This is a genomic window from Stappia sp., from assembly GCF_048268045.1.
Taxonomy (GTDB): domain Bacteria; phylum Pseudomonadota; class Alphaproteobacteria; order Rhizobiales; family Stappiaceae; genus Stappia.
The window spans coordinates 40783-53778 of the sequence record NZ_JBLWWG010000009.1 but is presented as its reverse complement, the minus strand read 5'-3'; the positions used below and the strand labels follow the sequence as shown (position 1 = coordinate 53778).

11 protein-coding genes are annotated in these 12996 nt (G+C 65.5%); 4 read left to right on the top strand and 7 right to left on the bottom strand.

Annotated features, from left to right (window positions below):
- Positions 1-64: 64 nt before the first annotated feature.
- Positions 65-571 (bottom strand): FixH family protein, encoded by a 507-nt coding sequence (locus ACN0WF_RS14990; RefSeq protein ID WP_417773579.1) that lies wholly within the window; start codon positions 569-571, stop codon positions 65-67.
- Positions 572-681: 110 nt separating this feature from the next.
- The gene (gene ccoG, locus ACN0WF_RS14985) at positions 682-2139 is read right to left on the bottom strand and encodes a cytochrome c oxidase accessory protein CcoG (RefSeq protein WP_417773578.1); all 1458 of its coding nucleotides are present in this window, start codon (positions 2137-2139) and stop codon (positions 682-684) included.
- Between the two features lie 474 nt (positions 2140-2613).
- Between ccoG and ACN0WF_RS14980 the strand changes: the two genes are divergently transcribed.
- Positions 2614-4623 (top strand): tyramine oxidase, encoded by a 2010-nt coding sequence (locus ACN0WF_RS14980; protein ID WP_417773577.1) that lies wholly within the window; start codon positions 2614-2616, stop codon positions 4621-4623.
- Positions 4624-4768: 145 nt separating this feature from the next.
- The gene (locus ACN0WF_RS14975) at positions 4769-5839 is read left to right on the top strand and encodes a helix-turn-helix transcriptional regulator (RefSeq protein ID WP_417773576.1); all 1071 of its coding nucleotides are present in this window, start codon (positions 4769-4771) and stop codon (positions 5837-5839) included.
- A gap of 75 nt (positions 5840-5914) precedes the next feature.
- Here the strand turns inward: ACN0WF_RS14975 and ccoP are convergent, their stop codons facing one another.
- From ccoP to ccoN, 4 genes are read right to left on the bottom strand one after another with little or no spacing between them, the layout of a single operon-like run.
- Positions 5915-6793, bottom strand: a complete 879-nt coding sequence (gene ccoP / locus ACN0WF_RS14970; RefSeq protein WP_417773575.1) for a cytochrome-c oxidase, cbb3-type subunit III — start codon at positions 6791-6793, stop codon at positions 5915-5917.
- Between the two features lie 3 nt (positions 6794-6796).
- Positions 6797-6952 carry a cbb3-type cytochrome c oxidase subunit 3 gene (locus tag ACN0WF_RS14965; RefSeq protein WP_417773574.1) on the bottom strand — a complete coding sequence of 52 codons (156 nt, stop codon included), beginning with the start codon at positions 6950-6952 and terminating at the stop codon, positions 6797-6799.
- 14 nt (positions 6953-6966) lie between these two features.
- Entirely contained in the window at positions 6967-7701 is a 735-nt protein-coding gene (ccoO, locus tag ACN0WF_RS14960) for a cytochrome-c oxidase, cbb3-type subunit II (RefSeq protein ID WP_417773573.1), read from the bottom strand.
- Positions 7702-7715: 14 nt separating this feature from the next.
- On the bottom strand, positions 7716-9371 hold the full coding sequence (gene ccoN, locus ACN0WF_RS14955) for a cytochrome-c oxidase, cbb3-type subunit I (protein WP_417773572.1): 1656 nt from the start codon (positions 9369-9371) through the stop codon (positions 7716-7718).
- A 364-nt stretch (positions 9372-9735) separates the two neighbouring features.
- Here ccoN and ACN0WF_RS14950 point away from each other — a divergent pair, with 364 nt between their 5' ends.
- Positions 9736-10302 carry a GNAT family N-acetyltransferase gene (locus ACN0WF_RS14950; RefSeq protein ID WP_417773571.1) on the top strand — a complete coding sequence of 189 codons (567 nt, stop codon included), beginning with the start codon at positions 9736-9738 and terminating at the stop codon, positions 10300-10302.
- 51 nt (positions 10303-10353) lie between these two features.
- On the opposite strand, the gene ACN0WF_RS14945 is transcribed toward ACN0WF_RS14950, so the two are convergent.
- Positions 10354-11412: an AbrB family transcriptional regulator gene (locus tag ACN0WF_RS14945; protein WP_417773570.1), complete on the bottom strand. Its 1059-nt coding sequence runs from the start codon at positions 11410-11412 to the stop codon at positions 10354-10356.
- A 195-nt stretch (positions 11413-11607) separates the two neighbouring features.
- On the opposite strand from ACN0WF_RS14945, the gene hemN reads away from it, so the two are divergent.
- Positions 11608-12957, top strand: coding sequence for an oxygen-independent coproporphyrinogen III oxidase (gene hemN, locus ACN0WF_RS14940; RefSeq protein ID WP_417773569.1), 1350 nt, complete (start codon positions 11608-11610; stop codon positions 12955-12957).
- The last annotated feature ends 39 nt before the right edge of the window (positions 12958-12996 follow it).

Below are 12996 nucleotides of genomic sequence, written 5' to 3'. Positions count from 1 at the left end.
CTCCTGTTGGCCAGCACCCTGGCGCGAGACGCCGGCACCGGAGGTGGAGGCGTCGCGCGGCAACCTAGCGAAGGTAGATGCGGTTGTCGGAGCGGAAGTCCTCCTGCCTGTCGCCTTCGCCACGCGAGGCGCTCAGGTTCAACAGCCAGTTCCCCGTTTCGACATTGGCCAGATCCGCCGTGTAGAGGCCAAGCTCGCCCTCCTGCAGCACCACGATGTGGGCCGCCTCCGGCGAGGCGGTGCGCTGCAGGCGCGCGGTGACGAGCAGGCCGGCAAGTGGCGCGCCGTCCTTGTCATGAGCGGAAACGGCGATGCGCGCGGCCCCGTCGTCGCCTCGGTTCACCGTGCCCTCGACCTTCCAACCGAGTTCGGCCTGGGCCCGGGCGGCGGCAATCGTGTCGTTGTAGGCGAGCCCGTCCTCATAGGCGGTTTCGGTGACGAGACCGGGGAAGGATTCGAGCGCCAGCCGGATGAGGATCGCGTTGGCAATGAAGATCACGGCGAAGAAGCCGAGCAGCCAGTAAAGCACCGTGCGCCCGGTCATCGGCTTGACAGCTTTTTTGTCGCTCATGTGGTCCGTCGTTGAGGTCATGTGTCGCGGTCCCCGCAGGAAGTTGCATCCCTGCGCAGGCAGTGCAAGGGCAAAGCGCCCTGCCTGCCTGCGCGAGGGAAATGGCCGATTCAAGGCGCCTTGAAGAAGTCGTCGGCCTTGGCGACCGCACCCATCACGGTCTCGGTGATACGGAAGCTCACCGGCGTGCTCGGCGGCAGCGTCGCATCCGCCGGCGAGAAGACGAGAACGCGCAGTTCGCGGGTCGTGTCCGGGCCAACCTGAATGACAGGCTTGCCAAGTACGTGCTCGGCGATGCCGACGGCTTCGATGCGCGTGCCCGCGGGCATGCCTTCAACCGACAGGATGAAGTTGCGGGTATGCGAGCGCTTGTTGAGCAGGCGGATCATGTAGCCATTGCGCACCGCCCCGTCCGACAGCTCCACATAGATCGGATTGCGGTCGTGCAGGACATTGACGCCCTCGTAGCTGCGGGTGGCAAGGGCATAAGCCATGATGCCGCCGACAAGCGCGATGATGGCGATGTAGATGAGCGTGCGCGGACGGAGCATGCGCACGACGTCTTCCTTGCCCTCCATGCGACGCTTGATGTTGTCGTCGGTGTCATAGGCGATCAGGCCGCGCGGCTTGCCGACCTTGTCCATCACCGTGTCGCAGGCGTCGATGCACAGGCCGCACTGGATGCAGCCGAGCTGCAGGCCGTCGCGAATGTCGACGCCGGTCGGGCAGGCATGGAAGCACTGATGACAATCGACGCAATCGCCGGCGGGCATGCCCTCGGCCTCGCGCTTGCGGTTCTGCTTCAGCGACCCGCGCGGCTCGCCTCGGTCATAACGGTAGGTGACGTTGAGCGCGTCCTCGTCGGTCAACGCCGCCTGGATACGCGGCCAGGGGCACAGGAAGATGCAGACCTGCTCGCGCATGTGGCCCGCGAGCGAATAGGTCGTGAAGGTGAGGATGCCGATCCACAGATAGGCGGTGAACGGCGCATGGCCGGTGGCCAGATCGCCGACCAGCGTCGGAGCATCGGAGAAATAGAGCACCCAGGCGCCGCCCGTCCACCAGGCGATCATCAGCCAGAGGAAGTGCTTCGCCCCCTTGCGCGCCACCTTCTCCGCCGTCCACGGCTGGTGGTCGAGCATCATCCGCTCGCGGCGGTCGCCCTCGACCTTGCGCTCCACCCACAAGAACAGATCGGTCCAGACGGTCTGCGGGCACAGGTAGCCGCACCAGATACGCCCGGCGACCGCGTTCATCAGGAACAGGCCCATCGCCGCCAGGATCAGAAGTCCCGTAAGATAATAGACTTCCTGCGGCCAGATCTCGATGAAGAAGAAATAACCGCGCCGGTTGGCGATATCGACGAGAACGGCCTGATCCGGTGCATTCGGGCCGCGGTCCCAGCGCACGAAGGGGAGGAAGTAGTAAATGCCGAGCGTGATGAAAAGCAGCGCCCACTTGATCTTGCGGAAGGTGCCGTGCACCGCCATCGGGTAGATCTTCTTGGCGGATGCGAACCATTCGTCCGGATGGCCGCCTGCTCCGCCGGGATCGGTTTCTGCGCGCATTGTTCCGTCCACTTCCTTCACGTCGTTAGGACTCTCTCGTGAGCGCCCGTGGCCTCTCCCGCCCCATGGGAGGCCTGTCGTCGGATCGCTTGCGCCCGAACGGCCGCGCGCGATCCGCCAGGACCTTGAGCATGGCCGGGTTTCTCGAGGGTCACGATAGCGTCGGGATGGGTCGCAATCGCTGCGACACGTCATCCCCGCGACAATCCGCCACGATGATGCGGCCCCTCGATCCACCTCGGCTCGCACCCTGGCCCCGGGCACACGCCAAGCTGACGTCAGACCTATCGCGGCAAGCGCGCCATCGCCTTGATCCGCATCAAGAGCGCCGACCGCGGGCTGCGACATTTTGGCCGGAACTGCACAATGTCGCTTGCCGCCCCAGACTATCATGTCCGACGGCGACCGGATCGAAAAAGACGAGAATTCCGGCGTCCCGACCAGACGGATACCATCGAGGAGGAGTGCAACATCATGCGTGCACGTCACTTTCTGCGCTCGCCCGCGGCTGCCATCGCCGCAGGCGGCATCATCGCGGCCGGGTTCATCTCACCGCCCGCCGCCGCCCATCCGCTCGACGCGCTGAGCGAGGCCGAGATCGTCGAAACGGTGGCGCTGCTGCGCCAGAGCGGCCATGTCGACGATACGACGCTGTTTCCCTACATCTCGTTGAAGGAGCCAGACAAGGCCACCGTGCTCGCCTGGAAGGCGGGCGATCCGGAGCCGCGTGTCGTCGAGGTCCACTTCAAGACCGGAGACAAGGCCTTCGTCACCGAGGTCGACCTGGCTTCAAACAGCGTCGGCGCGATCGAGGAGGCCGGCGGCCAGACGATGATCCAGCTCGCCGAGTTCCTGACGGCCATGGAGCTGGCCACCGGCAACGCGGAATTCGCGGCCGGGCTCGCCAAGCGCGGACTGAAGCCCGAGGACGTGTTCTGCCTGCCGCTGACGGCCGGCCGCTTCGGCCTGCCCGAGGAGGAAGGGCGGCGGCTGATGAAGGTGCCCTGCTATGTGCTTCCCGAGACGTCGAACTTCTACGCCAAGCCGATCGAGGGCCTCTATGCGGTCGTCGACCTCAACGCCGGCGCCCTGGTCGAGGTGCTCGATTCCGGCGTCGTGCCGATCCCGGAGGATGGCTGGGGCTATACCGAGGACGAGGTCAAGGCGCGAAGCGGCACGCTCCGTCCGAAGAGCTCGCCAGCCCGTCTCGCGCAGCCGGGCGGCTCGAATGTCACCATCGCAGACGGCCTGATCTCCTGGGACATCTGGCGCTTTCGCGCCCGCGCCGACAAGCGCCCGGGCGTGGTGCTGTCCAACATCGACGTCAAGGACGGCGACCGCTGGCGCCAGGTTCTGTATCAGGCGCATCTGTCCGAGGTCTTCGTGCCCTACATGGATCCGGATGACGGCTGGTACTGGCGCACATACATGGACAGCGGCGAATACGGCTTCGGTACCTTCCTGACGCCGCTTCGCGCCGGCGTCGACTGCCCGGCCTATGCCACCTATCTGCCGGCGATCGTGCATCAGGACAACGGCGCGCCGCTGACCATCCCCGACGCGATCTGCATCTTCGAGCGCAACATCGGCGACCCGGCCTGGCGGCACTACGAGATCTTCGCCCAGAGCGAAACCCAGCAAACGCCGGCGGAGGGGCGTCCGGCAACCCAACTCGTAGTGCGCTCGGCCTCCGAGGTCGGCAACTACGATTATCTCGTCGACTATGTCTTCCATCAGGACGGCCGCATCGACGTGATGGTCGGCTCCACCGGTCTGGACGCGGTCAAGGGCGCCGCGATCAAGTCGATGAACGACGCCGGGGCGGCCGAGGAAACCCGCCACGGAACACTCATCGCGCCGAACCTGATCGCGCCGAACCACGACCACTTCTTCAACTTCAAGCTCGACTTCGACATCGACGGCCAGGCGAACACCTTCATGCGCACCGGCCTTGTCCCCGCCAACCCGGTCCCGGACGCGCCACGGCGCTCGATGTGGGTCACGCAAACCGTTCCGGCGAAGACCGAGCTCGGCGGCCGCTACAAGGTCAATCCGAACACGCCGGCGATGTATCACATCATGAACATGACCGCCGAGGGCCCGCTCGGCCACAGGCCGGGCTACATGATCGTGCCCAACAACTCGGTCGCCTACTCGCCGTTCGACTATGTCAACGACATGCCGATGAAGCGAAACGCCTATATCGAGTACACGCTCTGGAACACGCCCTACCGGGCAGATGAGCGCTATGCGGGCGGACAATTCGCGTTCCAGAGCGACGGGACCGACACGCTCGCGACCTGGGTGGCGCAGGACAGGCCGATCGCCAATACCGATATCGTCACCTGGTACACGATGGGCTTTCACCACGTTCCCCACACGGAGGATTGGCCGGTCATGTCGACCATGTGGAAGGGCTTCATGCTGCGGCCCTTCAACTTCTTCCCGCACAATCCGGCGCTGACGATCCGGCTCGACGACTGAGCCCGGACCGACCGCTGGAACCGTTTGCCAGGGGAGTCGGCGTACGCGCCGGCTCCCGCCCGTCCGGCCAGGCGCGCGCGCCTTGCCTTGACAGGCTCCAATGCCCGGCCCACGCTCTCGCGTTCCAGGTGCCAGGGACCCGAGCATGCGGCAGACATCCCCACCGATCCTGCGTCTTCCAACCCCGACGATCGGCGCATCGGCGCTGCCGCTGATCGCCGGCACGCTCGAGACCGTCGGCCTCGACGCCGCCGGAGCCTTCGCCGCCGCCGGTCTTTCCGTCCTCGCCGGCCCGGAGCTGGCCGCCGCCGCCATACCGCTCGCCGCCTTCACGGCTCTCCTCCAGCGCGCGGGCGCGCAGGCGCCCGGTTCACCGCAGATCTGGCGCTGCGGGCGCGGCATCGTCGAGCCGGCGCTCCGCCAGCTCTTTCCCGAGAGCCTCGGGACCCGCCGGCTTGGCGAACTCTTCGACCAGGTTCTGGCCGACCTGCAGCAACTCCAGGCGGGAACCCACTTCGCCCGGCGCACCGAGGCGGACACCTGCCTTGTCACCTATCGCATCATCGACCCGACGATCTGGCCTCGCTCGCGCGATGCCGAGTTCACCCTCGCCTTTCTGCACGGCGTGCTCGCCCGCATCGCCGGCGAGGCTGCCGCGGCGGAGGCGACGCTCGCCTTCGAGCACGAGCGCGACAGCGGCGCGGAGATCGCCATGGTCTGCGGCTGCCAGCCGCTCTACGGTCACCCGACCAACTTTCTCGCCTTTCCCGCAAGGCTCCTCGACATGCCCGTCGCCGCCGACTTCCGCCCCTCGTTTCGCCACCATCGCGCGCCTGACGCCCCGCCGGAAACGGCACGGGCACCAGCCCTGGGCCAGCCGTTCGAACGGGTCGTTGCCGAGGCGATCTACATGCGGCTGGGCCAGGGAGCGCTGACACAGCCTGCGATCGCCGCCGAATGCGGCGTGTCCGAGCGCAGCCTGCGCCGGCGTCTGGCCGAACGCGGCGTGTCGTTCCGCGAGGCGGCGGAAGAGGCGCGCACCGCCTATGCACTGTGGGCGTTGCGGGAAACCTCGCTGCCGGTCGCGGAAATCGCCTACCGGCTCGGCTACGACGACCAGGGCGCCTTCGCCCGGGCGTTCCGGCGGGCGACGGGCACCTCGCCCTCAGAACTCAGGCTCGCCGGCGCCGAACGCAAGGCCGCCGGCACAGCATGACCGCGGCCACGAAAAAAGGCGCCCCGAGGGGCGCCTTTCTCCGTTTCGCCTTCCCTGTCGGAAGGGGTGTCGCTCTTATTCGCCGCCGCCCAGAGAGTGGACGTAGACGGCGAGCGACTTGACGGTCGCCGGGTCGAGACGGGTCGACCAGGCCGGCATCACGCCGTTGCGCGGATTGTTCACCTGCGCCTTGATGGCGTCGATGGACTTGCCGTAGAGCCAGTTGCGGGAGGTCAGATTGGGGGCGCCCATCTCCTGCATGCCCTTCAGGTCGTCACCGTGACAAGCGGCGCAGTTGTCCGTGTAGACCTGCTCGCCAGCGGCCAGGTCGACGCCCGCCTCCGGCTCGAGGCCAACCTTGCTGCCGACATAGTTGGCAACCTGGGTGATCTGCGTCTTGTCGAGCAGCTCGTCGCGGCCGAAGGCCGGCATTTCGCCGATCCGGGCCTCGTCGTGACCCGAGCGGATGCCGTACATGAGCGTCTGGTGGATCGCGTCGAGCGACCCGCCCCACAGCCAGTTGTCGTCCTGCAGGTTCGGGTAGCCGGCGCCGCCGGTGGCGCCCGAGCCGTGACAGGCCGCGCAGTTGTCACCGAAAGCCGCCCGGCCGTTGGCCAGCGCGAACTCGAGCAGCGGCTGTGTCTTCTCGATCTGGTCGAGCGAAGCGTTGATCAGCGTTTCGCCGGTCTGCGCCCGCTCCGCCATGCCCGCGTCATAGGCGGCCAGCGCATTGGCGCGCTGGCTGTCGCCGAGAACGCCGGTCGCGTAGGAGGACACCATCGGCCACGACGGATAGACGATCCAGTAGCCGATCGCCCACACGATGCAGGCATAGAAGATGTAGAGCCACCACTTGGGAAGCGGATTGTTCAGCTCCTTGAGACCATCCCACTCGTGGCCGGTGGTCTCGACGCCGGTGACCTTGTCGATTTCCTTGTTGTGCGTATCAGCCATTGTTCAATCCTCCCGCAAGGGGATTTGCGCGGCTTCATCGAAGCGACGGCGGTTCTTCGGCCTCAGCGCGTAGAAAAGAACGGCGGCGAACAGAACCACGAAGTAGACCAGGCCCCAGGTCTGGGCAAAGCTGGCAACGGTTTCATACCCTTCGGTCATTCCGTGAAGCTCCCTTACCGGAGGTTGGCCTTGTTGTCGTAGACCGAGAAATCAACCAGCGTGCCGAGCATCTGGAGATAGGCGACAAGTGCGTCCAGCTCCGTGACCTTCGACGGGTCGCCATCGAAATCGCGAACGATCGCGCTCGGATAACGCTCGAGGAAGGCGTCGGCAGCCTCGCTATCCGGAGTGGCCTGGGCCAGGATATCGGCGGACGCCGCCTCGACCTGCTCCTCGGTGTAGGGCACGCCCACCACCTGGTTGGTCTTCAGATGGTCCTTGATGTCACGCGTCTCCAGCCTGGCCTTCGCCAGGAAGGGGTAGCCCGGCATGATCGATTCCGGCACCACCTGGCGCGGATTGATCAGGTGCTGACGGTGCCATTCATCCGAGTACTTGCCGCCAACGCGGGCAAGGTCCGGACCGGTGCGCTTGGAGCCCCACTGGAAGGGGTGGTCGTACATCGACTCCGCCGCCAGGCTGAAGTGTCCGTAACGTTCCAGTTCGTCGCGCATCGGACGGATCATCTGCGAGTGGCAGAGATAGCAACCCTCGCGGATGTAGATGTTGCGCCCCGCGAGTTCGAGCGGGGTGTAGGGACGCATGCCCTCCACCTTCTCGATCGTGCTCTTCAGGTAGAAGAGTGGGGCGATCTCCACGAGGCCGCCGATGGCGACGACCACGAGGATACCGATGGTAAGCACCAAGGAGTGCTTCTCGAAAATTTCGTGTTTGTTCCAGAGTGACATCTTGGCCTCTCCCCTTATTCCGCAGGGGCCATGGCGCCGGCGCCAGCGGTCTCGGCCTCTTCGGCCTCGCCGTGACGAACGGTCATGAGGAGATTGTAAGCCATGATCAGGGCGCCGAGCACGAAGAGCGCTCCGCCGAGGGCACGGATTACATAGAACGGATGCATGGCCTCAACCGTCTCGATGAACGAGTACTCAAGGAAGCCGAGCTTGTCGTAGGCACGCCACATCAGGCCCTGCATGATGCCGGAGACCCACATCGCGCAGATGTAGAGCACGATGCCGATGGTGGAGATCCAGAAGTGCCAGTTCACCAGCTTGAGCGAATAGACCTGCTTCTTGTTCCACAACCAGGGGATCAGGCAGTAGAGGGCGCCGAAGGAGATGTAGCCGACCCAGCCGAGCGCACCGGAGTGCACATGGCCGATGGTCCAGTCGGTGTAGTGCGACAGCGAGTTCACCGACCGCAGCGACATCAGCGGGCCTTCGAAGGTCGACATGCCGTAGAAGGCGATCGACACGACCATCATCCGCAGGACCGGATCCGTGCGCAGCTTGTCCCACGCACCCGACAGCGTCATCAGGCCGTTGATCATGCCGCCCCAGGAGGGCATCCACAGAATGATCGAGAAGGTGGCACCGAGCGTCGAGGCCCACTGCGGCAGAGCCGTGTAGTGCAGGTGGTGCGGACCGGCCCAGATGTACAGGAAGATTAGCGCCCAGAAGTGCACGATCGACAGGCGGTACGAATAGACCGGGCGTTCGGCGCGCTTGGGCACGAAGTAGTACATGATCGCCAGGAAGCCGGCGGTCAGGAAGAAGCCCACCGCGTTATGGCCGTACCACCACTGCACCATGGCATCCTGCACGCCCGACCAGACGATGTAGGACTTGGTGCCGAACACCGAGACCGGAACCGTCAGGTTGTTGACGATGTGCAGCATCGCGATGGTGATGATGAAGGCGAGGTAGAACCAGTTCGCCACATAGATGTGCGAATCCTTGCGCTTCCACAGGGTGCCGAGGAAGAGCAGCAGGTAGGCCACCCAGACGATGGTCAGCCACAGGTCGGCATACCACTCCGGCTCGGCATATTCCTTCGACTGGGTCGCGCCGAGCAGGTAGCCCGTGCCGGCGATGACGATGAAGGCGTTGTAGCCGAGGATCACGAACCAGGGCGCGATCCGCCCGGGCATCCGCGCGCGGCTCGTGCGCTGCACCACGTAGAAGGACGTGGCGAGCAGCACGTTGCCGCCGAAGGCGAAAATCACCGCGGAGGTGTGCAGCGGGCGCAGCCGTCCCCAGCTCGTCCAGGGAAGGTCGAGGTTCAGAACCGGATAGGCGAGCTGAAGGGCGATGATGAGACCGACCGTGAAGCCGGCAATGCCCCAGAAGACCGCGGCCCAGGCGCCGAACTTGATCGGCCCCAGATTGTAGTTCGGCTTGCCGTCGATCTCCTGCGGGATCGGCATGCCACCATCATTGAAATAGTTCTTGAAGATGATGAAGGCACCGACCGCGGCGAACAGCGATCCGATGGCAGTGTGGAACGCCATCACCTGATCGTAGGTCTTTCCCGCGATGATCAGGCAGGCGAAGGCGAGCACAATGAGAAAAGCCGCAAAGAAGCCCTCCTCAAGTGTCATGTATTTGGCTTTGGTCTGAGCCATGTCTGCGCCCCGAGTATTTTGATGATCCAACCCCAGTGGGTCGAGACGGACGGTATGACCGACACACCGGTTTCCGCCTTGATCCAGGTCAAGCGACCTTGAGACAAGCACCGGGCAATTACATCAGCAAAAGCCCGGGTGCGACGAATTGTTTCTGGAATTTTCCCATTCCGAACAAAGAACTAGGTACATTTACCTATAACTTGGAACGGTTCCAGGCCGGCGGGTCTCCCGACGTCAAAATCGGCCTCGGCCTTGACGGATCGACTCGCGTCGACCACATCGCCCGAGGAGAGGTGGCCCCGGCAGGGCCTGGTGGAACAAATCGCCCCCTCCAAAGCCCCCACGAGACCGGAACCTCTCCATGTCACCAGACGTCTCCAGACTGACGACCAGAACGGCGCGCCTTGTCCTTCGGCCCTTCGAGACCGAGGATTTCGACGCCTACAGGGTCTATCACCAGCGCGCCGACGTCTACCGCTTTCTTTATAGCGCGCCTCCCGAACCGGAGACCTTGCGCTCGAATTTCGAGGCTGCAAGGCGTCCCCGGCTCACGTGCGACGGGGACACGCTACGCCTGGCGGTCGAGCGTGCGGACGATGCCGCTGTCATCGGCGAGGTCCTGCTGAAGCTGGCCGACAGCGCGGCGCGGCAGGCCGAGGTCGGCTATATTTTCAATCCCCGTTTCAGCGGGGTCGGCTATGCGACCGAGGCCGTCAGGGCGATGATCGGCATCGGCTTTCGCACCTTCGGCTTCCACCGGATCTTCGCCCGCATCGACACGCGCAATCACGGCTCGGTCGGCATCGTCGAACGGCTCGGCCTCAGGCGCGAGGCGCATTTCATCCAGAACGACCGCTTCGACGGGGTGTGGGGAGACGAGTTCGTCTATGCCACGCTCGCCAGCGAATGGCAGGCGGCGCAGGGCTGATCATCCGGCGCGGACCCCATCGATCAGTGCCGAATGCCGGCCGGCCCGCTGTCAGGACCGCCTTTGCGGCGGCCCGAGCACGCGCACGGTCACAAGGGGCAGGATCAGGATCATGCCGATATAGCGCACGATTTGATGCGCGGCGACAAAGGCCGGATCGAGATCGAGCAGATAGGCCAGCAGCGTCATCGCCTCGAGGCCGCCCGGCGCATAGGCGAGCAGCAGCTGGCCGAACGGCAGGCCAAGGGTCGCCCAGATCACCGCCGACACCGCCACGGAGATGGTCATGCCGACCGCGAAGGCGCCCAGGCAGACGCCGAGCATGCGCAGCAGTTCCATGGGCGTGACGCTGGTGAAGCGGCAACCGATGACGCAGCCCAGGCCGATCAGCGCCGGAATGCTGAGCCAGGTGGGCAGGTTGATGACGACCAGGCCGCTGGCGTTGAGCAGCGCGCTCAGGAAGAACGGCCCGGTGAGCCATCCAGCCGGCACACCAAGGCGCTGCGTGGCCCAGCCGGAGGCAAAGCCGACGGCGATCAAAGCGGCCAGCGCCGGCAGCTCCATCGGCGGGATATGGCGCACCACCTCGTGCAGGCCGCCGCCGCTGTTGGTCACGACCATCGGCAACACGGCGACAAGGATGAAGACGCGCAGGCTCTGCGAGGCGGCGATGCGCATCGCGTCGGCGCGCGGATAGTCGAGCGTGAGCGCCATCACGTAGGACAGCGCCCCGGGAATGGCGGCGAAATACGCCGTCTGCCGGTCCCAGCCGGCGATGCGGCGCTGGTAGACATAGGTGGCGAGAAGGATCGCCACGACGGCGACGATGAGCAATGCCATGGTCAACGGCCATTCGCCCACGCGCGAGACCGTCTCCGGCGTCACGCCGCTTCCCATCGTCAGTCCAAGTATGACGAGCAGCGTATCGCGCAACGGCACGGGCATCGCGCTCGGCATCCCCGCCAGCACCGCAACGGCCACGGCAACCATCGAGCCGGCAAGCCAGGCGGCCGGGAAGCCGATGAGATTGAACAATTCCGCGCCCAGTGCCCCGACCGCAAGTGTCAGGAAGGCCTTGAACAGGGTGTTCTGGAAGAGCTGGGACGGCAAGGCTGGATGGGTCCGGGATGGCCGGGCGACGGCCCGGGAGACGAGACTGTGCGGCGCGGCCGCGAAGCAGAACAAGCATATCGCCCTTGTCGGCACCGCGCACCCTTGAATCGTCGCTCCCGCCCAGGGGCGCAAAATGCTCCAAGGTTGCGCCAGATCAAGGAAGCGAGACGGCGATGCGCGCGATATAGCGCCATGACCACGCTCGATCACCGCTACGCCACCCGCGCCGTACCGCGCTACACCAGCTATCCGACCGCGCCGCATTTCCACGCCGGCGTGAACGGAGAAACGCTCGGCGGCTGGCTCGGCGAGCTGGCGCCGGAAACGGCGCTCTCGCTGTATCTGCATGTCCCCTACTGCCGGACGATCTGCAACTACTGCGGCTGCCACACGAAGGGCGCGCTGCGGGACGACCCCGTCATCGCCTATGCGCAGACCCTGCTCGACGAGGTCGCACTCGTCGCCGACAGGCTCGGCCGGCGGCGGCCCGTCACCCACATCCACTGGGGCGGCGGCACACCGAGCCTGCTGCCGCGCGCCCACTTCCTGAAGATCGTCGCCGCGCTGAAGAACCGCTTCGCGCTCTCCCCCGACTGCGAGCACGCCATCGAGCTCGACCCGCGCACGGTGACCAGCGACCTTGCAGAGACATTGCGCGAGGCTGGCATCACCCGGGCGAGCCTCGGCGTTCAGGATTTCGATCCGGTGGTGCAGAAGGCCATCGGTCGCATCCAGCCGTTCGAGCAGGTCGAACGGGCGGTCGCCCATCTGCGCGCGGCCGGCATCGAGGCTATCAACTTCGACCTGATGTACGGCCTTCCGCATCAGACGCTCGACAGCATCGCCGAGACGATCCGCCTGACGCAGCTATTGCGTCCCGGAAGGATCGCGCTGTTCGGCTATGCTCATGTACCCTGGTTCAAGAAGCACCAGCGGCTGATCGACGAGGCCGCCCTGCCCGGCGCCTCGGAGCGCATCGAGGCCGCCGATTTCGCGCGCGCCGAACTGGCTTCGGCTGGCTATGAGGCCATCGGTCTCGATCATTTCGCACTGCCCGACGACAGCATGGCGATCGCCTACCGCGAGGGCCGGCTGCGGCGCAATTTCCAAGGCTACACCACCGACACGGCCGACGCGCTGATCGGGCTCGGCTGCTCGTCCATCGGCCGGTTGCCGGAAGGATATGTGCAGAACCAGCCCGATGTCGGAGGCTGGACGCGGGCGGTCGCCGCCGGCGAGTTGCCGGTGGCGCGGGGTATCGCGCTCAACGCGGATGATCGCGCGCGCGCCGAGATCATCGAGCGGCTGATGACAGACCACCGGGTCGACGTGGCCGAGGTCGCCGCCCACCACGGCTTTGCGGTCGATCATTTCGCCGAGAGCTTCGACGCACTGGCCGAGATGGTTCGCGACGGCCTCGCGATCATTGAGGAAAATCGGGTCGCTGTGACACAGGAGGGGCAGCGCTACGCCCGCATCGCGGCGGCCGCATTCGACGCCTATCTGGCGGCCGGCGCGGCCCGTCATTCCGTCGCGGTCTAGCCGGACGCGCAAACAAAACCCCGGGTCACCAGAAGGTGC

What these genes read in the sequence shown, in the direction of transcription:
- ACN0WF_RS14990 (WP_417773579.1), bottom strand. Translation starts at nt 571, where the DNA reads ATGAGCGACAAAAAAGCTGTCAAGCCGATGACCGGGCGCACGGTGCTT.
- ccoP (WP_417773575.1), bottom strand. Translation starts at nt 6,793, where the DNA reads ATGGCTGATACGCACAACAAGGAAATCGACAAGGTCACCGGCGTCGAG.
- ACN0WF_RS14965 (WP_417773574.1), bottom strand. Translation starts at nt 6,952, where the DNA reads ATGACCGAAGGGTATGAAACCGTTGCCAGCTTTGCCCAGACCTGGGGC.
- ACN0WF_RS14980 (WP_417773577.1), top strand. Translation starts at nt 2,614, where the DNA reads ATGCGTGCACGTCACTTTCTGCGCTCGCCCGCGGCTGCCATCGCCGCA.
- hemN (WP_417773569.1), top strand. Translation starts at nt 11,608, where the DNA reads ATGACCACGCTCGATCACCGCTACGCCACCCGCGCCGTACCGCGCTAC.
- ACN0WF_RS14950 (WP_417773571.1), top strand. Translation starts at nt 9,736, where the DNA reads ATGTCACCAGACGTCTCCAGACTGACGACCAGAACGGCGCGCCTTGTC.
- ACN0WF_RS14975 (WP_417773576.1), top strand. Translation starts at nt 4,769, where the DNA reads ATGCGGCAGACATCCCCACCGATCCTGCGTCTTCCAACCCCGACGATC.
- ccoO (WP_417773573.1), bottom strand. Translation starts at nt 7,701, where the DNA reads ATGTCACTCTGGAACAAACACGAAATTTTCGAGAAGCACTCCTTGGTG.
- ccoN (WP_417773572.1), bottom strand. Translation starts at nt 9,371, where the DNA reads ATGGCTCAGACCAAAGCCAAATACATGACACTTGAGGAGGGCTTCTTT.
- ccoG (WP_417773578.1), bottom strand. Translation starts at nt 2,139, where the DNA reads ATGCGCGCAGAAACCGATCCCGGCGGAGCAGGCGGCCATCCGGACGAA.